The organism is Mangrovimonas xylaniphaga, assembly GCF_001280435.1.
Classification (GTDB): domain Bacteria; phylum Bacteroidota; class Bacteroidia; order Flavobacteriales; family Flavobacteriaceae; genus Mangrovimonas_A; species Mangrovimonas_A xylaniphaga.
In genome coordinates this window covers 1,016,617-1,035,733 of sequence record NZ_LBIP01000013.1, presented here as the reverse complement: position 1 = coordinate 1,035,733, position 19,117 = coordinate 1,016,617, and the positions used below count along the sequence as shown (strand labels likewise).

21 protein-coding genes are annotated in these 19,117 nt (G+C 38.5%); 15 read left to right on the top strand and 6 right to left on the bottom strand.

The window, feature by feature from the left end; translation table 11 throughout:
* Window positions 1–29 precede the first annotated feature (29 nt).
* Window positions 30–1,154 (bottom strand): glycosyltransferase family 2 protein, encoded by a 1,125-nt coding sequence (locus ZA06_RS04600; RefSeq protein ID WP_053976211.1) that lies wholly within the window; start codon window positions 1,152–1,154, stop codon window positions 30–32.
* Entirely contained in the window at window positions 1,151–1,909 is a 759-nt protein-coding gene (locus ZA06_RS04595; RefSeq protein WP_240472201.1) for a hypothetical protein, read from the bottom strand. Before ZA06_RS04595 ends, ZA06_RS04600 begins: the two co-directional genes overlap by 4 nt.
* Window positions 1,910–2,149: 240 nt before the next feature.
* Between ZA06_RS04595 and ZA06_RS04590 the strand changes: the two genes are divergently transcribed.
* The 9 genes from ZA06_RS04590 (at window position 2,150) to ZA06_RS04550 (ending at window position 8,179) form a co-directional block, all read left to right on the top strand.
* On the top strand, window positions 2,150–2,788 hold the full coding sequence (locus tag ZA06_RS04590; protein ID WP_157503099.1) for an outer membrane beta-barrel protein: 639 nt from the start codon (window positions 2,150–2,152) through the stop codon (window positions 2,786–2,788).
* 7 nt (window positions 2,789–2,795) lie between these two features.
* Entirely contained in the window at window positions 2,796–3,353 is a 558-nt protein-coding gene (ruvC, locus tag ZA06_RS04585; RefSeq protein ID WP_053976208.1) for a crossover junction endodeoxyribonuclease RuvC, read from the top strand.
* A gap of 19 nt (window positions 3,354–3,372) precedes the next feature.
* Entirely contained in the window at window positions 3,373–3,726 is a 354-nt protein-coding gene (locus ZA06_RS04580) for a four helix bundle protein (protein WP_053976207.1), read from the top strand.
* 41 nt (window positions 3,727–3,767) lie between these two features.
* Window positions 3,768–4,904, top strand: coding sequence for a radical SAM family heme chaperone HemW (hemW, locus tag ZA06_RS04575; RefSeq protein ID WP_053976206.1), 1,137 nt, complete (start codon window positions 3,768–3,770; stop codon window positions 4,902–4,904).
* A gap of 108 nt (window positions 4,905–5,012) precedes the next feature.
* Window positions 5,013–5,759, top strand: a complete 747-nt coding sequence (locus ZA06_RS04570; protein ID WP_053976205.1) for a cyclase family protein — start codon at window positions 5,013–5,015, stop codon at window positions 5,757–5,759.
* 1 nt (window position 5,760) lies between these two features.
* Entirely contained in the window at window positions 5,761–6,108 is a 348-nt protein-coding gene (locus ZA06_RS04565; protein WP_053976204.1) for a DUF4260 domain-containing protein, read from the top strand.
* A 2-nt stretch (window positions 6,109–6,110) separates the two neighbouring features.
* Window positions 6,111–6,470 (top strand): MmcQ/YjbR family DNA-binding protein, encoded by a 360-nt coding sequence (locus ZA06_RS04560; RefSeq protein ID WP_053976203.1) that lies wholly within the window; start codon window positions 6,111–6,113, stop codon window positions 6,468–6,470.
* A gap of 210 nt (window positions 6,471–6,680) precedes the next feature.
* Window positions 6,681–7,508 (top strand): hypothetical protein, encoded by an 828-nt coding sequence (locus ZA06_RS04555; protein ID WP_157503097.1) that lies wholly within the window; start codon window positions 6,681–6,683, stop codon window positions 7,506–7,508.
* A gap of 92 nt (window positions 7,509–7,600) precedes the next feature.
* Window positions 7,601–8,179, top strand: coding sequence for a PhnA domain-containing protein (locus ZA06_RS04550; RefSeq protein ID WP_053976201.1), 579 nt, complete (start codon window positions 7,601–7,603; stop codon window positions 8,177–8,179).
* Here the strand turns inward: ZA06_RS04550 and ZA06_RS16880 are convergent, their stop codons facing one another.
* Together ZA06_RS16880 and ZA06_RS04545 are read right to left on the bottom strand one after the other, a co-directional pair.
* Window positions 8,180–8,323 carry a hypothetical protein gene (locus ZA06_RS16880; protein ID WP_157503095.1) on the bottom strand — a complete coding sequence of 48 codons (144 nt, stop codon included), beginning with the start codon at window positions 8,321–8,323 and terminating at the stop codon, window positions 8,180–8,182.
* Window positions 8,320–9,171: an AraC family transcriptional regulator gene (locus ZA06_RS04545; protein ID WP_053976200.1), complete on the bottom strand. Its 852-nt coding sequence runs from the start codon at window positions 9,169–9,171 to the stop codon at window positions 8,320–8,322. Before ZA06_RS04545 ends, ZA06_RS16880 begins: the two co-directional genes overlap by 4 nt.
* A gap of 142 nt (window positions 9,172–9,313) precedes the next feature.
* Here ZA06_RS04545 and ZA06_RS04540 point away from each other — a divergent pair, with 142 nt between their 5' ends.
* The 6 genes from ZA06_RS04540 (at window position 9,314) to ZA06_RS04515 (ending at window position 16,311) form a co-directional block, all read left to right on the top strand.
* Window positions 9,314–10,225, top strand: a complete 912-nt coding sequence (locus ZA06_RS04540) for a dihydrodipicolinate synthase family protein (RefSeq protein ID WP_053976199.1) — start codon at window positions 9,314–9,316, stop codon at window positions 10,223–10,225.
* A 1-nt stretch (window position 10,226) separates the two neighbouring features.
* On the top strand, window positions 10,227–11,810 hold the full coding sequence (locus tag ZA06_RS04535; protein ID WP_053976198.1) for an aldehyde dehydrogenase (NADP(+)): 1,584 nt from the start codon (window positions 10,227–10,229) through the stop codon (window positions 11,808–11,810).
* Between the two features lies 1 nt (window position 11,811).
* A complete protein-coding gene (locus ZA06_RS04530; RefSeq protein ID WP_053976197.1) occupies window positions 11,812–13,569 on the top strand; it encodes a DUF885 domain-containing protein in 1,758 nt (585 codons plus the stop codon).
* A gap of 13 nt (window positions 13,570–13,582) precedes the next feature.
* Window positions 13,583–14,593, top strand: coding sequence for a 4-hydroxyproline epimerase (locus ZA06_RS04525; protein ID WP_053976196.1), 1,011 nt, complete (start codon window positions 13,583–13,585; stop codon window positions 14,591–14,593).
* Between the two features lie 10 nt (window positions 14,594–14,603).
* Window positions 14,604–15,851, top strand: a complete 1,248-nt coding sequence (locus tag ZA06_RS04520) for an NAD(P)/FAD-dependent oxidoreductase (protein ID WP_053976195.1) — start codon at window positions 14,604–14,606, stop codon at window positions 15,849–15,851.
* 175 nt (window positions 15,852–16,026) lie between these two features.
* Window positions 16,027–16,311, top strand: a complete 285-nt coding sequence (locus ZA06_RS04515; protein ID WP_053976194.1) for an STAS domain-containing protein — start codon at window positions 16,027–16,029, stop codon at window positions 16,309–16,311.
* Here ZA06_RS04515 and ZA06_RS04510 read toward each other — a convergent pair whose 3' ends face one another.
* Both ZA06_RS04510 and ZA06_RS04505 read right to left on the bottom strand, forming a co-directional pair.
* Window positions 16,312–17,415 carry a DUF4407 domain-containing protein gene (locus tag ZA06_RS04510; protein WP_053976193.1) on the bottom strand — a complete coding sequence of 368 codons (1,104 nt, stop codon included), beginning with the start codon at window positions 17,413–17,415 and terminating at the stop codon, window positions 16,312–16,314.
* 224 nt (window positions 17,416–17,639) lie between these two features.
* Window positions 17,640–19,028 (bottom strand): dipeptidase, encoded by a 1,389-nt coding sequence (locus ZA06_RS04505; RefSeq protein ID WP_053976192.1) that lies wholly within the window; start codon window positions 19,026–19,028, stop codon window positions 17,640–17,642.
* Window positions 19,029–19,117: the final 89 nt, after the last annotated feature.

Below are 19,117 nucleotides of genomic sequence, written 5' to 3'. Positions count from 1 at the left end.
AAAGCTAGTAAAAATAAACTATAGTCGCCCTATTTTTTGTAGGAGCGACCTTTCCATTTGTATCCTTTAAAAATAGAACTTACAGCTACATACACACTGAAAAATGGATATAAAAAACTGGAAGGGATATAGCTGCTTAAATATTGTTCTTGTTCAAAAAAGCGGGAGACTTTAAAAATGAGTAGGAAATCAATACAGAATTTTAAAGTGAACAGATATCCAAGCGTTCTTAAGGAGGCAATATCCATAATCCAAAACAGTAATAGACAAACCAAAATGGCATTCATGGCAAAAACCGACAATGCTGTAATTTTTGAAAAGTAGCTTGAATATTTCGATGTTTTTGCAGCCCACCTGATGCGTTGCGATATTAAGAATTTTAAACTTTTTTCGGCTGTTGTGGTTACCATAGCACGGGTGCTTTTCAAGTAATGCACATGATCCAGGCCTGTTTTGGTAGCTTTCTCAAGCATAAAAATATCATCGCCGCTGGCAATACCGTTGTTGCCTTCAAAGCCATTAAGAGTGTGGAAGAGGGCTTTTTTGTAGACCAAATTGGCGCCGTTACAAAGAAAGGGTTTGCCAATGCCAAAACCACCAATGGTAGCCCCCTGAAGGCTCAAAATGTCCAAAAGTTGAAATCTGTCCAAAAAGGAGGTTACATGATGATAGGAAACAGGTCCGACAATAAAATTTGTATTGTTGGTTTGGATAAAACTGTCAAAACAATCCAACCAATATTTTGGTACTATACAATCCGCATCAGTGGTAACAATCCATTCGTTTTTTGCTGAATCAATGGCAGTAGAAATAGCATCTTTTTTTGGTGAATTGGAGCTACGATGGTTCGGGATCACTTTAAAATTAACCTGTTTTCCTGAAAAATAGGTTTCAATAATGCTAACAGAATCATCTGTGGATTCATCGTTTACAAAGATGATTTCAAAAAGAGATTCAGGGTAATTAAGATTGCCTAGTGATTTTAAAAGCTTGGGCAAGTTTTGGGCTTCATTCCTGAAGGGAATGACCATAGAAAATTGTGTTTTAGGACCGTTGTCCTGAAGGTGAAAATCGGTAACCTTGTCAAAACCTACTATAAGTTTTGCAATGATGATTAAATATACCACGCCAATAAAGAGAGCGACAAAGGTCATAGCGAATATTCGGTTTTGGGTTGTTTGAAAATCAGCACAAAATAACTGCCGATAATTGCTGGGATTGCCAAGTTAAGGATCCACATTAAGGTCGTGATGATGAGAATAGGTAGTTCGGGCACTCTCAATAATCCAAATAGATAAACTGCAACACCACCTTTAATTATTACATCAAAAATGGCAAAACTTGGAATGATGGAGGCTAGTAGATACATGCTCGATACTACTATCATAGCATTTTCAAATGACAATGAAATACCAAAAAGAGAGAGTAATACATACCATTGAATAGAAAAGCTGGCATATCTTAGAAATGAAAGCCCTAAGGTTTTTAAGAATACTAATTTTGGAAGTTCTCTTAAAAACTGTACTGTTTTGCTTTGCTTGGTTGTTATCAATTTTTTTAAACCGATCAACAAGCCTAAAACGCAACCAACAAGTATTATAAGAAGTAGTGGCCATTTTAAATTGTTCGAAACTAAAGGTAAATCATATAAGATTGCAAATAAGTACAATCCAATGGCACCAAAAATGGTCGTGATACACATTTGACTTAAGTTTCCTATAAGATTTAAGGCCATTATGCGTTTACGTAATGGAGGGTTGAAATAAATGGCTTTGGCACCATATTCGCCAATGCGATTAGGAGTAAGCAATGAGGCTGCCAAAGAACCTAAGGTTTGTTCTGCTGAAGCTTTGGCTGATATAGGTTGAATAGAACTGGCCAAACCTTGCCATTTGTAGATTTCAAACAACCAGTTAAAGCAGCTTAGAACAACCAGAAATAGTAGGTTGTTGAACGAAAAAAAGCTTTTCTGGGATAAAAAGAGGATAAATTCAGTAAATTCAATTGAATTGCTGTTTGCCAGTTTCTGGTAGATAAAATAAAAAACGCCAAGAACCACGCCCAATTTCAGAAGCGCAATGAAGAATTGCTTAGTTTTGTAGGGAAAAGCTATGGTTGGCATAGTACAAATAAAACCAAATATTATCAGATGACTTCAAATTTTAAATACAAAAAATTCCTGTTCATGTTAATGTGTATGGTGTTTGTATCTTCCTTTATGGATGCCCAAAATGCCACTAGTGAATGGAAATTACAATTGGCTGTGGGGTTTAATAACCCCATAGATAATGAATCAGATCCTATTTTTTTTACGGAGTATGTTAATATTCCAACGGTAAACATTGGGTTACAACATATGTTTTCGGAGACTTGGGGAGCTAAATTGGATGGTGGTTTCAACAGAGCCTCCAATGCTGAAAATTCAGAAGAGTTTAAGCTGAACTATACACGAATCAATCTTCAGGCCGTTTACGACTTTAACAGATTGATTTGGTTTTGGCCAGAACCTATTGCCATTGTGGCTCATGCAGGTCCTGGGGTAAGTTTTACCAAGCCATTGGGTAATTATGCAGATAACACATATACCTTTGTAAACGCCTTGGCAGGTCTGGAAGTGCATTATGGTTTGTCTAGAACCTTGTCTGTTTATGGGGATTTTGGATATGTGTTCTCTTTTTCGGGAGAAGATAAATACGACCCCGTTATAGACGGTTATTCATTCCATAGAGATATGATGTATGTCACCATAGGAATCTCTATCTCGTTGAGTGGCTGTTCTTATTGTTAATGAATTTATGAAGCAGGAAAAAATTATTTTGGGAATCGATCCCGGAACTACCATTATGGGGTTTGGCCTCATTAAGGTGGTAGGAAATAAAATGTCTTTTTTACAGCTCAACGAGCTCGATTTGAAGAAGTACGAGGATCATTACTTAAAATTGAAGCTCATTTTTGAGCGTACCATAGAGTTGATTGAAACCCATCACCCAGATGAAATAGCGATTGAGGCTCCCTTTTTTGGAAAGAACGTGCAGAGTATGCTTAAGTTGGGCCGTGCCCAGGGGGTTGCTATGGCAGCAGGTTTGAGTAGGGAAGTGCCAATTACCGAATATTCTCCCAAAAAAATAAAAATGGCCATTACCGGAAACGGAAATGCCAGTAAAGAGCAGGTGGCCAAAATGCTTCAAAGTTTATTGGGTTTAAAAACTTTGCCTAAAAATTTGGATGCAACCGATGGACTGGCTGCCGCGGTATGCCATTTTTACAATCAAGGACGCGTAGAAGTAGGTAAAAGCTATTCTGGTTGGGCCAGTTTTGTAAGGCAGAATTCTTCAAAGATCAATAAGCAATAACCAATTAGCAGAAAAAGTTATGGTTGAAAATCCTTTGGCAGATAAATCATATCAATTGGCTTTAGCCATTGTTTGTGTTTATAAAGACATTTTAGCTAACCATAAAGAGTTTGTGCTTTCCAAGCAGTTGTTGAGATGTGGTACAAGTATAGGAGCCAATGTTGCAGAAGCTAACGGGGCTATCTCAACTGCTGACTTCTCTGCAAAAATATCGATAGCTTATAAGGAAAGTTTAGAGACCAAATATTGGCTACAGCTTTTAAAAGACTCAGATTATATTTCCATTAAAGTTTTTGATGATTTATTTTCGAAAACAGATGAAACATCCAAAATTTTATTTTCAATATTAAAGAAAACCCGTTTAAACAAATAATCGATAAAGGTTAATTGTTTACTGTTAATTGTTTATTGTAATTGTCAGGTATTTATTTCCATATCCCTTTTTGTAAGCAAGCATGTTACTATTGCGATTTTCATTTTTCAACCTCTTTGAAGAAGAAGGATGAATTGTTGCAGTGCTTGGTCAAGGAGTTACAAATGCGTCATGAGGAATTTCAAAATGAAACCATAGAAACCATTTATTTTGGTGGGGGGACGCCTTCGTTATTGACTTCGGAAGAACTCCAATTACTTTTAAATACCGTTTATAAAAATTTCAAGGTAGCGGAAACTCCTGAAATTACTTTGGAGGCCAATCCAGACGATTTAACTCCTGAAAAAATAGAAGCTCTGGCAGCTTCTCCTATCAACCGACTGAGTATTGGAATCCAGTCTTTTTTTGATGAAGATTTAAAGGGGATGAACCGGGCCCACAATGCTGCCGAGGCCAAACAAGCTTTGGAATTGGCGACTAAATTGTTTGATAATATCACTATCGATTTGATTTACGGAATTCCAGATATGGATATTCAAAAGTGGGATCAAAACCTGCAAATGGCTTTTGATTTTGGGGTACAACACATTTCCAGTTATGCTTTAACTGTGGAGCCCAAAACTGCTTTGGATTTTTTTGTGAAAAAAGGAACTTACCCACCTGTAGATGAAGCTTTGGCTCTTCGGCATTTCAACCATTTAATGGAGCGAACAAAAGCAGAAGGCTTTGTACATTATGAAATTTCCAATTTTGGAAAACCTAGGTTTTATTCCAAACACAATACTAGCTATTGGCAGGGAAAACCGTATTTGGGGATTGGTCCTTCGGCGCATTCTTTTAACGAGACAAAGCGAAGTTGGAATGTGGCCAATAATTCAGCTTATATTAAATCTATTGAAAAAAATGAGTTACCATCTACAGTTGAGGAACTAAGTGTGGAAGATCAATATAATGAATATGTCATGACTGGACTACGAACCATTTGGGGCGTTTCATTGGATAAAATTGAAAGAGATTTTGGTACAAACTTCAAAGAATACATCCTAAAAGCTGCCCAACCTCATTTGGAGCAGGGAGTATTGGCATTTTCATCGGATGAAGGCAATAACTTGCACACCACTTCAAAAGGAAAATTTTTGGCAGACGGCATTGCTTCCGATCTGTTCTTCGTATCCTAAAATTTATGCTTTCAGCCTTGAGGAAATAAAAACAATCCTCAATTAAAAGGCTTATATTTGAAACTAAAGCAAAAAACTAAAGAGACTACCTAGTAAAATTGATAATTAATGATTGCAACAATACATTATAATTCCAAAAAATATAAAATAGATTTAACTCAGCCCATAGATATTTCAATACCAATGATTTCGTCTGTAACTAATGTAAATGCTTGGTATTTGGGGCCACCAAAAATTGAGCCGGTTGTAGAGGATGATTGGGTGGCCAGCGTAGAGGAAGGCGCTGTGATAAATTTCAACAATATTTCCTTTAACCCGCATTCCCATGGTACGCATACGGAATGTGTGGGGCATATTACCAAAAAGGTACATTCCATTAACCAAAATCTGAAACAGTTTTTCTTCATGGCGGAGGTGATTACTGTAGCTCCAGAAAAAATGGGGGATGATTTTGTGATTTCTTCAAAACAGATCCAAACGGCTTTGGGCAATAAAAAAAGGGATGCGGTTATCATTAGGACGATTCCAAATACAAAGGAAAAACTGTCCAAACAATATTCGCATACCAACCCTACCTATTTATTGGAGGAAACAGCCATTTATTTAAAGAAGAAGGGCATTAAACATTTGTTGGTAGATCTGCCAAGTGTGGATAAGGAAAAAGACGATGGCGAGCTTTTGGCCCATAATGCATTTTGGAACACAAGTGGAAAGTTAAGAATGGATGCCACCATCACCGAATTTATTTTTGTGCCAAACCACGTAGAAGATGGTTCCTATTTCTTAAACCTTCAAATTGCGCCTTTTGAAAATGATGCCTCACCAAGTAAACCTATTTTATATAAGATAGAATAGTATGAAACGGTCACTAAAAACGGAAGAATTGCTAATGTTTCTTTTGGGGATATATGCATTTCACACTTTATCCTATAGTTGGTGGTGGTTTTTGGTGTTGTTGATGCTTCCGGATATTGGGATGTTGGGCTATTTGGCCAATCCAAAAATTGGGGCCATAACCTATAATTTATGCCACCACAAAGCTATTGCGGTGGCATTATTTTTATTGGGAGTATATTTCGAACTTGAAATACTAAAGTTGGTGGGCATTATTATGTTTTCGCATACATCTTTTGATCGTATGTTTGGCTTTGGCCTGAAATATTTTGATGACTTTAAAAATACCCATTTGGGAAAATTGAAGTAAGTATGGATATTGAACAGTTGCATAACTACTGCTTGGGCAAACACAAGGCCACGGAGGATTTTCCTTTTGATGCGGACACATTGGTGTTTAAGGTACTAGGAAAAATGTTTGCTTTGATTTCCCTTGAAAAATGGGAAGCTGGGCAGAAGGCCATAAGCTTAAAATGCAACCCAGAATATGCCATTGAACTTCGGGAGCAATACGATGGTATTATTGTTCCTGGTTTCCATTTAAACAACAAGCATTGGAATACAGTTTACCTTAATGGAGAAATTCCGGTTTCCTTGGTTTTAGAGCTTATCGATCACTCTTATGACATGGTTGTAAAGGCCCTGCCCAAAAAACTTAGAGAGCAGTTATAAAATTACAGTTTATAACAATATGAAATCATTCCAAGGTGCTAACATGTTAAATGTTAGGAAAATATTGTATATTAGTAAGGCAAATCTCTTCCCAAAGAATACTGAAATTAAGCTTTTTATAACAACTTCCCCCAAAAGTTTGGTTGTCCCAAATTGAGTTTTTTAAGAATTTTTTGTTGTCAATATAGTAATCTTAAAACTTAATTAATTATGAAAACGACCAATCGGATGATGCTCCTTGTCGCATTGTTTTTATTTGTAGGAATGGGTATGGCTTTTGCCCAAGAAACTTCAAAAAGGCCCCAATACGTAACTGTTACCACTATGCATTGGAACATGGATTTAAAGGACTTTAAAATGGAAGAATGGAAAGCTGTTGAAAAGGAGTTTTTGGACAAAGTCACCAGTAAAAATGAACATGTGGTAGCCGCCGGATTTTATTTGCATAGAATGACCCCTGACAATACAGAGTTATTGTACGTCCAAGCATTTCCAACATGGAACGATATTGATTTGGCAGCCAATCGCAATGACGAGTTGATTAAGGAGGCATGGTCTTCTGAAAGTGCTAGAAAAGCGTTTTTCGAAAAGCGGAACAAGTATTATTCGCCGTACCACTCCGATGAAATTTATGCCACGATGCCCAATGCAAAATTATTCAACGATGATAATATGACTGAGGACAAGATCTTGTATGTAAGAACGGGACATTTTGCTTATCCAAAAGATGGAAATGGGGATGAATTTAAAAAGGCTTTCGATGATTATACGTTGAATGTGTTCCATAAAAATGAATACATCAAAGGATATTATCCACAGTCTCATGCATATGGGGCGGATAGAACGGTGTTTGTAGAGGCCTTTTATTTAGATTCTATGGCAGATTTGGAGAAGATGTATGATAGAAATGAAGAACTCTTCAATGCCTATTGGAAGGATGAAGCCGCTAGAAAGAAGATGGCAGATTTGGAAGGGAAGTATTTTACTCCTGTGCATAGCGATGCTATTTATACTGCAGTTGCTGGTTTACGAAAGTGACCATGATTAAACTTTTATTGTAAAAAGGAGCTTTTTTAAAAGCTCCTTTTTTTATTTAAACACTACTTTTGTGGAAATCTAAACTTGAAACCATGAGCGTATTACAGACATTACAGGAAAGAAGCAATAATACATGCGAATTGTGTGGGGCAACAGAGCATTTAAGCCAGTATACCATTCCACCTTCGTTAAATGAAAATGTTGCTAATGATGTATTGGTTTGTAAGACCTGTTTAGATCAAATTGAAGGCAATGAAGAGATGGATGCCAACCATTGGAGATGTTTAAACGATAGCATGTGGAATGAAAATGTTGCAGTACAAATTATGGCTTGGAGAATGTTACAGCGTTTACGTAGTCAAGGTTGGCCGCAAGATTTGTTAGATATGATGTATCTGGACGATGAAGCATTGGCATTGGCAAGGGCTACTGGAGAGCATGAAGATGAGAGCAGCAAGATTGTACACCGCGATGCTAATGGCACTATTCTACAAGCTGGGGATTCTGTGGTTTTAATTAAGGATTTAAAGGTAAAAGGCTCTAGTATGGTGGCCAAACAAGGGACAGCTGTAAGACGTATTTTATTAGATCATGAAAATGCCGAGTACATTGAAGGAAAGGTAGATGGACAGCAAATTGTAATCATAACCAAATACGTGAAAAAGATATAATCATTCGTCATCTTTCTTTCGGTTGAAAAATCCAAAACCGAAAGGAAGAATTAAAAATAGAAAGAAGAACTTTCCACTAATCACACCATAGAGGGTAATGAGTAAGGCAATACCCAAAAGGATATAAAGGTGTTTGGTTTTCATAGGTGTTCTGAGGTGTTTCTAAATTGTTTTGGGGATACTGTTTTCACATTTTTGAACTGTCTGTTAAAATTCGAAATGTTATTGTACCCACACAAATAACTTATTTCAGCAATGGTGTGATGTTTATTGGATTGTAGTAATCTGCAGGCATTCTCAATTCGCAGTTCATTAAGAAACGTAAAATAGCTTTTGTTGGTTCGTTTTTTAAAATACTTGCAAAAGGCATTTTTGGTCATTTTGGCAATTTCTGAAATTTCTTCCAAACTAATATCGTTCTGGTAATTGTTCACTGTGAATTCCATGATATCGCGCATGCGGGTTCCTTCTGTATCAGTATATGTCTTTTCGTAAACAAAGGAGGAAAGACTTTTAAATTCCGAAGATGATGCTAATTGTAGTAGTTCTAATAAAATCAGGAATCGATTAAGTTTGGAACATTGTTCCAATTGCAAGAACAAATTTTTAGTTTGATTTTGATTGGATGTCACCTTGAATCCATGTTCTGCACGTTTGAAAAATGGATGGAGTTCTTTGAGTTCATCCAATTCAAAAAAGTGTTTTCCAAAGGATGCTTTTGTGAAAAATAAGCTCAGCATATGCGAATCTTTTTCAGCTTGGACATGACTTCTAAAGACATGTGGAAGGTTGCTGCCAATGACCAAAAAATCTCCTTTAGAATAATGATTCACACTATCCCCAACTATCAACGTGCCATTTCCCTCAACAATAAAGCTTAGTTGAAATTCTTCATGCTGATGTAGCTGGTCATAAAACACGGGAGCAATGTCAACTTGATATACAAGTGAGTGAAATTCTGGCTTTGGTATTTTGAATGGCAAAACTTTCATGCGGATTTAAAATTACATAAATATTATTCCATTTGGAATTAAGACTGGTCTATTTGGATAATATTGTATCGATTTTGGATAGGGTTGCATCATTTGCAAGCGTTTGGTTTAACTAGTTTTACATTAAACTAAAAACACTACTATGGCAATGGATTGGAAAGGCGTCATGCCTGCTATCACAACAAAATTTACTCAAGATGATGAATTGGATTTGCAGATGTTTGAGCATAATCTCAAAGCTCAATTGGATGCTGGTATCCATGGTATTGTATTGGGAGGGACTTTGGGGGAAGCAAGTACCTTAACTGAAAAGGAAAAACAAACCTTGACTCAACATACAATAAAGGTGATTAATGGAAAAATTCCAGTATTGGTGAATATCTCGGAACAAAGTACGAAAGCCGCCATAGCAGCAGCGAAACAAGCGGAAACAGATGGAGCCGATGCTTTAATGATGTTACCGCCCATGCGTTATAAATCATGCGATACAGAAACGGTGGAATATTTTAAGGAAGTGGCCAGCAATACTGCGCTGCCCATCATGATTTACAATAATCCAATTGACTACAAAATAGAGGTGACCTTGGATATGTTCGAAGAGCTATTGCAAACCTGTCCCAATATTGAGGCGGTAAAGGAGTCTACACGCGATGTTACAAATATCACTCGAATTAAGAACCGCTTCGGAGACCGATTGAAAATATTGACAGGGGTGGATACCTTGGCTTTGGAAAGTTTGCTATTGGGAGCCGATGGTTGGGTTGCAGGTTTGGTGTGTGCGTTTCCAAAGGAAACAGTGGCCATTTACGAACTTCAAAAGGCTGGTCGCATTCAAGAAGCCTTGGATATTTATCGATGGTTTTTGCCATTGTTAGAATTGGATATAAACCCTAAATTAGTACAGAATATCAAATTGGCTGAAGTCTATACAGGTTTGGGAACGGAATATGTTAGAAAGCCTAGATTGCCATTGTTTGGAACAGAACGTGCAAATGTGATTCAAATCATAGAAGACAGTTTAAGGCATAGGCCACTAGTACCAGAATACAAATAGAATGATTACAGGAAAAAACTATATAGGAAATCAACTTTCGGCGGAAGGTGAAACAAATTACAAAACTTTCAATCCGCAGCTCAATATTGAAAATCCCGTTGAATTTACCGAAGCAACAACTCAAGAAATTGACCAAGCAGTAATATTGGCTTCCGAAGCTTTTAAAGCTTATAGAAACATTTCCGGTCTTAGAAAAGCTGAGTTTTTAGATGCTATTGCAGATGAAATTCTGGATTTGGGTGAGGAACTCATTGAAATATATTGCTCCGAATCGGGGTTGCCAAAAGGTAGAGCTGAGGGAGAACGCTCACGAACCATTTGGCAATTGCGTTCTTTTGCCGAATTATTGAAAGAAGCCAGTTGGGTAGAAGCTTCCATAGATACTGCCATCCTGGATAGAGCACCCAACCCGAAACCTGATTTGCGAAAAATGTTGGTACCTATAGGGCCTGTGGTGGTATTTGGGGCCAGTAATTTTCCTTTGGCCTATTCCACAGCGGGAGGCGATACAGCTGCAGCTTTGGCGGCAGGATGTCCGGTGATTGTAAAATCCCACCCTATGCATTCCGGGACAGGGGAATTGGTGGCTTCGGCAGTAATTAAGGCAGCCAAAAAAACAGGGATGCCCAATGGTGTATTTTCAAATTTAAACAGTAGCGGAATTGAAGTTGGTGTGCAATTGGTGGAGCATTCAAAGGTAAAAGCTGTCGGGTTTACAGGCAGTATCAAAGGAGGTCGAGCCTTGTTTGATTTGGCGTCCAAACGTCCCGAACCAATCCCAGTGTTTGCTGAAATGGGCAGTATTAATCCGGTCGTGTTGCTGCCTCAGGCATTGGAGGAAAGAGCTGAAAGTTTGGCCAAAACCTATGCCAATTCGGTGACTTTGGGAACAGGACAGTTTTGCACCAACCCAGGTTTGATTTTAGGAATTAAAAGTTCCGGATTGAACCATTTCATCGAGACCCTTTCTGAGGAAATTTTAAAAATTGAACCTTCGTGTATGCTGCATCCTAATATTAAAGGAGCTTATGACAGGAATAAAGAATCGGCAATACGGCAAGATGGTTTGAAGGTGGCTGCAAATTATGCTGATGAGGTCCAGGTTAATTATGCGCAACAAACAGTGACGACTGTTAATGGTAAGGTTTTTTTAGAAAACCCTACCTTACATCAAGAGGTGTTTGGCCCATTTACAATGGTTGTGCAATGTGAACATATCGAGCAATTGGAAAAATTGATTCTAAAATTGGAAGGGCAGCTAACGGCAACTTTGATTGCAGAGGATGAAGAGGCGGCTGAATATCCAAAGATCATTTCAGCTTTACAAAACAGGGTAGGGCGTTTGATTTATAATGGTGTGCCAACCGGAGTTGAGGTTTGTCCGTCTATGGTGCATGGCGGACCTTTTCCAGCCTCTACCGATAGCCGATTTACAGCGGTGGGCGTGAATTCCATCAAGCGTTGGGTGCGTCCGTTTTGCTTTCAGAACTGGCCAGATCAATTGTTGCCCGATGAATTGAAGAATGATAACCCTTTGAATATTTCTAGATTTGTCAATAATATCCAAACCAAAAGCAAATTATAGTATGAATTGTAAATATATCTGCCTCATTTTAATACTTGCTCTTTTGGGGTGCCAAAAAGAATCAAGTACAGTGACTCAAGTTCCAAAAGCTAAACAAGAACTGGATACCATTATTAAACACTACGAAGATCATAAGGGCTATGACGAAAAAACTTATCCCTTGGGGCTCTATACTAAAACGTACTATCAAGCCGAGGCTGAATTTGCCAAATCACAACTTGAGGAGTTAAAAGCATTGGATGTTTCAGGTTTGAGTGAAACAGATCGCATTTCGGCAGAATTGCTGAGTTTCGAACTTCAGGATATTATAGATTATTATGAATTTGAGCAGTACCTCAATCCCTTACTTTCCGATACGGGATTTCACTCCAATTTAACCTACGAAGTAAGACCATTGACTAATTACGAACAGGTAAGGGATTACTTAAATAGGCTGAATGCGATTCCCGAATTTGTAGATCAACATTTTGAAAATCTTCGGGAAGGATTGAAAAAGGGGGTATCACAACCTTTGGTGATTTTTAAAGGATATGAGTCTACCTATGATGATAATATTGTTGAGAATTTTGAGGATAGTTATTATTATTCGCCTTTTAAAAATTTACCACATGGTTTAACAGCACAGCAAAAGGATTCAGTGTTGAAGGCAGCTCAAACGGCTATTGAAACTAATGTAATTCCCGAATTCAAACGTATCAAGACCTTTTTTGAAACCGAATATTTTCCTGCTACGAGAACCACATTAGGAGTGTCCGAAACTCCTAACGGCCAAGCTTTTTATCAAAATAGAATCAATTATTACACTACAAGCACTGAATATACGGCAGAGGATATTCATGAAATAGGACTGAGTGAAGTGGCGAGAATTAAGGCAGAAATGGAGCAAATTATTTCAGACTTGAATTATAAAGGAAGCTTTGCCGACTTTTTGAAATTTTTAAGAACCGACTCGCAATTTTATGCCAAAACACCACGAGAGTTGCTGATGATTGCCCGTGATATGGCCAAGCGTATCGATGCGCAGTTGCCGAGGTATTTTAAAACCTTACCAAGAAAACCATATGGGGTTGCAGCAGTTCCCGATGCTATTGCTCCAAAATACACCACGGGACGTTATATTGGCACCTCAAAAGAAAGCACAGATCCTGGATATTATTGGGTAAATACTTATGATTTACCTAGTAGGACTTTGTATACACTTCCGGCTCTTACGGCTCATGAAGCGGTTCCTGGACATCATTTGCAAGGCAGTTTGAACAATGAATTGGGAGATAGTATTCCAAAGTTCAGAAGGAATTTGTACTTGTCTGCTTATGGCGAAGGTTGGGGATTGTATTCGGAATACTTGGCCGACGAAATGGGCATTTACACCACACCCTACGAAGAATTTGGAAAATTGACTTATGAAATGTGGCGTGCCTGCAGACTGGTGGTCGATACAGGGGTCCATGCCAAAGGTTGGACGAGGGAACAAGTGGTGGAATTTATGGCAACTAATACAGCATTGTCGTTGCATGAAATCAACACCGAAACCGATCGTTACATTTCTTGGCCAGGCCAAGCCTTGTCCTATAAAATTGGTGAACTTAAAATTAGAGAATTACGACATAAGGCTGAAGCCGGATTGGAAACTAAGTTCAACATTCGTGATTTTCATGAAGTCATATTGGAGCAGGGAACCGTTACTTTGGCTATTTTGGAAAGTCGGGTGAACCATTATATAGAAAAGACCAAAACAGGGAAACAAAACTCCAAGTAACGCCTGAGGAGATATGAGTAAACATATTTTTGCGTGTATTGATGCCCATACCTGTGGCAATCCGGTTAGGGTGATTAAGGAAGGAGGGCCGCTCCTGAAAGGGAATTCCATGAGCGAAATGCGACAACATTTTTTGAAGGAATTTGATTGGATTCGCAAAGGCCTAATGTTTGAGCCTCGCGGGCATGATATGATGAGCGGTAGTTTGTTGTATCCCCCACATGATCCCGCTAACGACTTTGGAATTATTTTTATTGAAACTTCAGGGTGCTTGCCCATGTGCGGCCACGGAACCATTGGCACCATAACGGTAGCTGTTCAGGAAGGTTTGGTTATGCCTAAAACAGAAGGGGTTATTAGCATGGAAGCCCCGGCAGGAGTAATTCATATTGAATATGGGAAAAATGGCGAAAAAGTAGATTGGGTAAAGTTGACCAATGTTACGAGTTATTTGGCTGCTGAAGGTTTGGAAGTGGATTGCCCATCATTGGGAGCCTTGATTTTTGATGTGGCTTATGGCGGAAATTTCTACGCAATTATTGATCCGCAAAAGAATTTTTCTGGAGTTCAGGATTATTCAGGAGCAGAACTTATCCAATTTTCTAAGGTGGTTAGACAACGCATTAATGAGTTGTACCCTGATGATTTTGTACATCCAGAAGATACCACGATTAGAGATGTTAGCCATGTATTATGGACTGGGAACCCTATAGATTCTGGTTCATCGGGAAGAAGTGCTGTGTTTTATGGTGATAAGGCTATTGATAGAAGCCCTTGCGGAACTGGAACTTCGGCTAGAATGGCCCAATTGTTTGCTAAAGGTAAATTGAAGGTAGGTGAAGATTATATTCACGAGAGCTTTATAGGAAGTACATTTATTGGGCGTATTGAAGAGGAGGTTCCGTTTCATGGAAAATTAGGGATAGTTCCAAGTATTAAGGGATGGGCAAAAGTTTTTGGGTATAATACCATTGTAATAGATCCAGAGGATGATCCATATGCTCTGGGGTTTCAAGTGATTTAAATAGTAGGCAATGAGCAAAAAGGTGATTGTTATCGGAGGTGGTATTATAGGGCTGTGTTCTGCATACTATCTCCATAAAGAAGGGCATCAAGTCACGGTGGTTGATCAATCCAATATGGACGGAGGTGCTTCATATGTCAATGCGGGCTATCTGTCTCCAAGTCATATTGTGCCGTTGTCTGCCCCAGGTGTTATGAAGCAAGGCTTAAAATGGATGTTGGATCCTGCAAGTCCGCTTTATATCAAACCGCGATTGGATTTCGATTTTCTCAAGTGGGCCTATGCTTTCAATAAAAGCTGTAATTCAGCACATGTTCAAAAAGCAATTCCCGTTATCAAGAAAATTTCTTTGTTGAGTCAGGAGCTTTATAAAGAGCTTAAAGCTTCCGAAGGATTTACATTTCAATTGGAGCATAAAGGCTTGTTGATGTTATGCCAAACTGAAAAGATGTTGGAAGAAGAAATCCACATGGCACAGATGGCAAAAAAGGAAGGATTGGATGCTTCCGAAATTAGTTTGGAGGAATTGAAATCTTTAGAGCCTAATGTTGAGTTGAATGTCATTGGAGGGACTTACTATAAATGCGATTCGCATAGTACGCCTCATGAATTTATGACTGAGATGAAGACTTATTTGAGTAAAGTTGGTGTTACCTTTTTCTTGAATGAAAAGGTTGAGGACGTCACGATGTCTGGATTAAAAATTACTCAAATTCATACTTCAAACCAAAGTCTAAAAGGCGATGAGTTTGTTTTGGCTGCAGGTTCATGGAGCCCCTTGTTAACTAAAAAAATAGGACTGAACATGTTGCTTCAGGCAGGGAAAGGCTATCGTATCAATACCTCTAGGGAGACAGGAATTGGTATTCCAAGCATATTGGCAGAATCCAAAGTGGCCGTTACACCTATGAATGGGTTTACGCGTTTTGCCGGTACGATGGAGATTGCGGGAATCAATAATCATGTAAATGAGGTTCGGGCCAATGCAATTGCTAAGGCTGTTCGTCAATACTATCCTAATATTAGTCTAACCAAGACTGAAATACAGGAGGCCGCCTCGGGTTTAAGGCCGGTAACTCCTGATGGTTTACCTTATATTGGCAAATCTTCAAAATGCCACAATTTAACCATAGCTACTGGCCATGCCATGATGGGCTGGACCATGGGGACAGCCACTGGTAAATTGATTTCTGAGCTTATTTCTGACAAACAATTATCGATGTCCGTGACTTCTTTTTCTCCTGATAGAAAATATTGATTTACAATATGTTAATGTAAAAATAATGGCCTTGGTTTGCCATTTTCCTGTTGTCTAAAGTTGTTGCATTTGGTCGAAAATAATAGATGGTTAGGTTTTAATTTTTGATATTTACCTGTGAGTCAACTGATTAATAGCCCCAGTTTATTTTTTAACCTTTTAAAACCTAATTGTTATGAGTCTAAGAATTACTAGTTGCAACAACTTCTTTAAAGTTAAAGGAGCACTTACCAAAAGAACCGTTCACTTATTCCATTCAGAATTTCACAATATTTTTGAAAGAATCAATACCATGACCTTGAGTATCGAGGGTGTTGAGGAAATTGATAAATATGGCATTCAAGCCTTGGTGAAATTGCATAATGAAGCATTGGACAAAGGGAAAAACCTTTCCATTATAGGAATGGGCTGTGAGGGTTTGTACAATCACTTTAAATCAGAACAATCTGCGGTAGCCTAGTTAGCTTAGGGTTTTCTTTTGATGCTTGAAAAAGGCGTCGGCCTGTAATTGCATCAATTCCCTAGCTTTTTTACGCTTGTAGGTGTAGAGTTCTTCTTCTTCGGCAATGTCGCTGTATACTTTATTGTTAATGGCTTTGTCCGTTTGCAATAACATGGAGCGCTCGTTCACCTTTTTCGTTACCCAGGATTTAATGGCAGTTTCGGCATCTTCCAGTTTGAAATCATATTCGCCTTTAGGGGAAATTAGTTTGGCAAAAATAGGAGCCGTTTCTATGGCCAAAAACAGTAAGAAGATAAAAAAGGAAGGCAGCCATGGAAGTTCTCCCAAGGCATTCACTCTTGCCATAAGGCCATCAAAGCCATCGATGATGGGTTGTGAAGTGCTGACTTGGCTGTTGTAATTGATTTTTAGTTGTGTAATTTCCGATTCTAAATTTGAAATTTTAAGCGCATTTTCGGTTTTTAGTTCTTGTAATTCGGCCAAAGCGGCATCGTGCTTTTTACGTTTTTCTTTATACACAGGACCTTTGCCCAAAAGCTTGGTGCCAGCCGTTCCTTCCGCTTCGGAGATGTAGGTGTCGTAAAGAGCATTCACCTCAGTTTCTTTAGTGGTAATTTGGTCTTGCAGGTTCTTGATATAACTTTCCAGCTCCGTAATTTTTGGAGTGTACTGTTCTGCAATTTGGTTTTGGTTGTTGAGAGTCAAGGTATTCTTCTGCTCCAATAATACTTGATTGATTTCCTTTTCAAAGATTTTTAGTTCCAGTGGTTTTGAAATTACTACCGCAATAATGATGGCCAAGATTATTCTTGGGGTGGCCTGAAGGAACTCGTCAACTGCACTGTTTCTTTTTTTGATGGTCGACACAATAAAACGGTCCAGATTAAAAATGAGCAAACCCCAGATGAGGCCAAAGAAAATGGAGGCAAAGAGATTGTCGAATACAGTGAAGAGGGCATAAGCCGAAGCAATAAAAGCCATAATTGCCGTGAAAAATACCGTAGCACCAATACCGGCATATTTGTTTTGTTCCCCCGAAGAGCAGGTTTCCAAAATATCGCCATCGGCGCCTGAACAGATGATGAAAAACTTTTTTAACATAACGTGTTTGATTTTGATTGATAGACTATTAGAACGTGAAAAGTGAAGAAATGTTACAAAAGTGAAGGTTGAATTTTAGCGGGAATATCTGTTTTTGAGTTGATTGGTCAGATGGCGCAGCTATGAAGCTAAATGTAAGTTGTTTTTTAATCCCAATTTTTAAAATATAATATTGCATAAAAAAAAGGTCTAAACTGAATTTAAAGTTTAGACCTTTTTTAGTGTTATTTAGAAAGTTCTGTAAAATATTTGTAGAACAACGGAATGGTTTCAATGCCTTTTAGGTAATTCCAAACTCCAAAATGTTCGTTAGGAGAGTGGATGGCATCACTGTCTAAACCAAAGCCCATCAAAATGGTCTTGCTTTTCAGCTCCTGTTCAAACAAAGCAACAATAGGAATACTTCCGCCGCTGCGTTGTGGAATTGGTGTTTTTCCAAAGGTATCGCTATAGGCTTTACTGGCGGCTTGATAGCCAATGCTGTCAATAGGCGTTACATAACCTTGACCACCGTGATGTGGCGTCACTTTTACTTTTACGCCAGCAGGAGCAATGCTTTCAAAATGACTTTTGAATAGGTCTGTGATTTCTTTCCAGTCTTGGTTTGGTACCAATCGCATGGAGATTTTAGCGTAGGCCTTGCTGGCAATAACCGTTTTAGCACCTTCACCAATATAACCTCCCCAAATACCGTTCACGTCTAGGGTAGGTCTGATGGAATTACGTTCATTGGTGGTGTAGCCTTCTTCTCCATAAACAGCATCGATGTCCAATGCTTTTTTATAGTTTTCCAAAGAAAACGGTGCTTTAGCCATTTGGGCACGTTCCTCTTTGCTTAGTTCTTCAACCTTGTCATAAAACCCAGGAATGGTAATATGGTTGTTGTCGTCATGAAGTGAGGCAATCATTTTGGTAAGTACGTTGATGGGGTTGGCCACGGCACCACCATATAAACCTGAGTGTAAATCTCTGTTTGGACCGGTAACTTCAACTTCAACATAGCTTAAACCACGAAGTCCCGTTGTGATGGACGGCACATCTTTGGCAATCATTCCTGTGTCGGAAATTAAAATCACGTCGTTTTTCAATTTTTCGTGATTAGCCTTTACAAAATCCCCTAGGTTTTCACTTCCAACTTCCTCTTCACCTTCAATCATGAATTTTACATTACAAGGCAACTGATTGGTATTGGTCATGAATTCCATAGCCTTAACATGCATGTACATTTGGCCTTTGTCGTCGCAGGCACCTCTTGCAAAAATGGCCCCTTCTGGATGAAGCTCGGTAGGTTTGATAACCGGTTCAAAAGGAGGGGAGGTCCATAACTCTAATGGATCCGGTGGTTGCACATCGTAGTGACCGTAAACAAGTACGGTTGGCAAGTTTTTATCAATTATTTTTTCTCCGTAAACAATAGGATAGCCATTGGTCTCACAAATTTCTACTAAATCGCAACCGGCTGCTTCCAATTGTGTTTTAACGGCCTCGGCAGTGCTCAGTACGTCTTTTTTGTATGCTGAATCGGCGCTAATTGACGGAATTTTAAGGAGTTCTATGAGCTCACTTAGAAAACGGTCTTTATGCTGATTCACGTAAGATTGAATGTTTTCCATAATTAAATTTGAATTTGATTCAAAAATACAAAAAGCGGATCGATTTTTTCTTGAAAGAAAGGTTTGTATATTCAAAGTTATTTATATAT

What these genes read in the sequence shown, in the direction of transcription:
- ZA06_RS04600 (WP_053976211.1), bottom strand. Translation starts at nt 1,154, where the DNA reads ATGACCTTTGTCGCTCTCTTTATTGGCGTGGTATATTTAATCATCATT.
- ZA06_RS04590 (WP_157503099.1), top strand. Translation starts at nt 2,150, where the DNA reads ATGACTTCAAATTTTAAATACAAAAAATTCCTGTTCATGTTAATGTGT.
- ruvC (WP_053976208.1), top strand. Translation starts at nt 2,796, where the DNA reads ATGAAGCAGGAAAAAATTATTTTGGGAATCGATCCCGGAACTACCATT.
- ZA06_RS04580 (WP_053976207.1), top strand. Translation starts at nt 3,373, where the DNA reads ATGGTTGAAAATCCTTTGGCAGATAAATCATATCAATTGGCTTTAGCC.
- ZA06_RS04570 (WP_053976205.1), top strand. Translation starts at nt 5,013, where the DNA reads ATGATTGCAACAATACATTATAATTCCAAAAAATATAAAATAGATTTA.
- ZA06_RS04565 (WP_053976204.1), top strand. Translation starts at nt 5,761, where the DNA reads ATGAAACGGTCACTAAAAACGGAAGAATTGCTAATGTTTCTTTTGGGG.
- ZA06_RS04560 (WP_053976203.1), top strand. Translation starts at nt 6,111, where the DNA reads ATGGATATTGAACAGTTGCATAACTACTGCTTGGGCAAACACAAGGCC.
- ZA06_RS04555 (WP_157503097.1), top strand. Translation starts at nt 6,681, where the DNA reads ATGAAAACGACCAATCGGATGATGCTCCTTGTCGCATTGTTTTTATTT.
- ZA06_RS04550 (WP_053976201.1), top strand. Translation starts at nt 7,601, where the DNA reads ATGAGCGTATTACAGACATTACAGGAAAGAAGCAATAATACATGCGAA.
- ZA06_RS16880 (WP_157503095.1), bottom strand. Translation starts at nt 8,323, where the DNA reads ATGAAAACCAAACACCTTTATATCCTTTTGGGTATTGCCTTACTCATT.
- ZA06_RS04545 (WP_053976200.1), bottom strand. Translation starts at nt 9,171, where the DNA reads ATGAAAGTTTTGCCATTCAAAATACCAAAGCCAGAATTTCACTCACTT.
- ZA06_RS04540 (WP_053976199.1), top strand. Translation starts at nt 9,314, where the DNA reads ATGGCAATGGATTGGAAAGGCGTCATGCCTGCTATCACAACAAAATTT.
- ZA06_RS04535 (WP_053976198.1), top strand. Translation starts at nt 10,227, where the DNA reads ATGATTACAGGAAAAAACTATATAGGAAATCAACTTTCGGCGGAAGGT.
- ZA06_RS04530 (WP_053976197.1), top strand. Translation starts at nt 11,812, where the DNA reads ATGAATTGTAAATATATCTGCCTCATTTTAATACTTGCTCTTTTGGGG.
- ZA06_RS04525 (WP_053976196.1), top strand. Translation starts at nt 13,583, where the DNA reads ATGAGTAAACATATTTTTGCGTGTATTGATGCCCATACCTGTGGCAAT.
- ZA06_RS04520 (WP_053976195.1), top strand. Translation starts at nt 14,604, where the DNA reads ATGAGCAAAAAGGTGATTGTTATCGGAGGTGGTATTATAGGGCTGTGT.
- ZA06_RS04515 (WP_053976194.1), top strand. Translation starts at nt 16,027, where the DNA reads ATGAGTCTAAGAATTACTAGTTGCAACAACTTCTTTAAAGTTAAAGGA.
- ZA06_RS04510 (WP_053976193.1), bottom strand. Translation starts at nt 17,415, where the DNA reads ATGTTAAAAAAGTTTTTCATCATCTGTTCAGGCGCCGATGGCGATATT.
- ZA06_RS04505 (WP_053976192.1), bottom strand. Translation starts at nt 19,028, where the DNA reads ATGGAAAACATTCAATCTTACGTGAATCAGCATAAAGACCGTTTTCTA.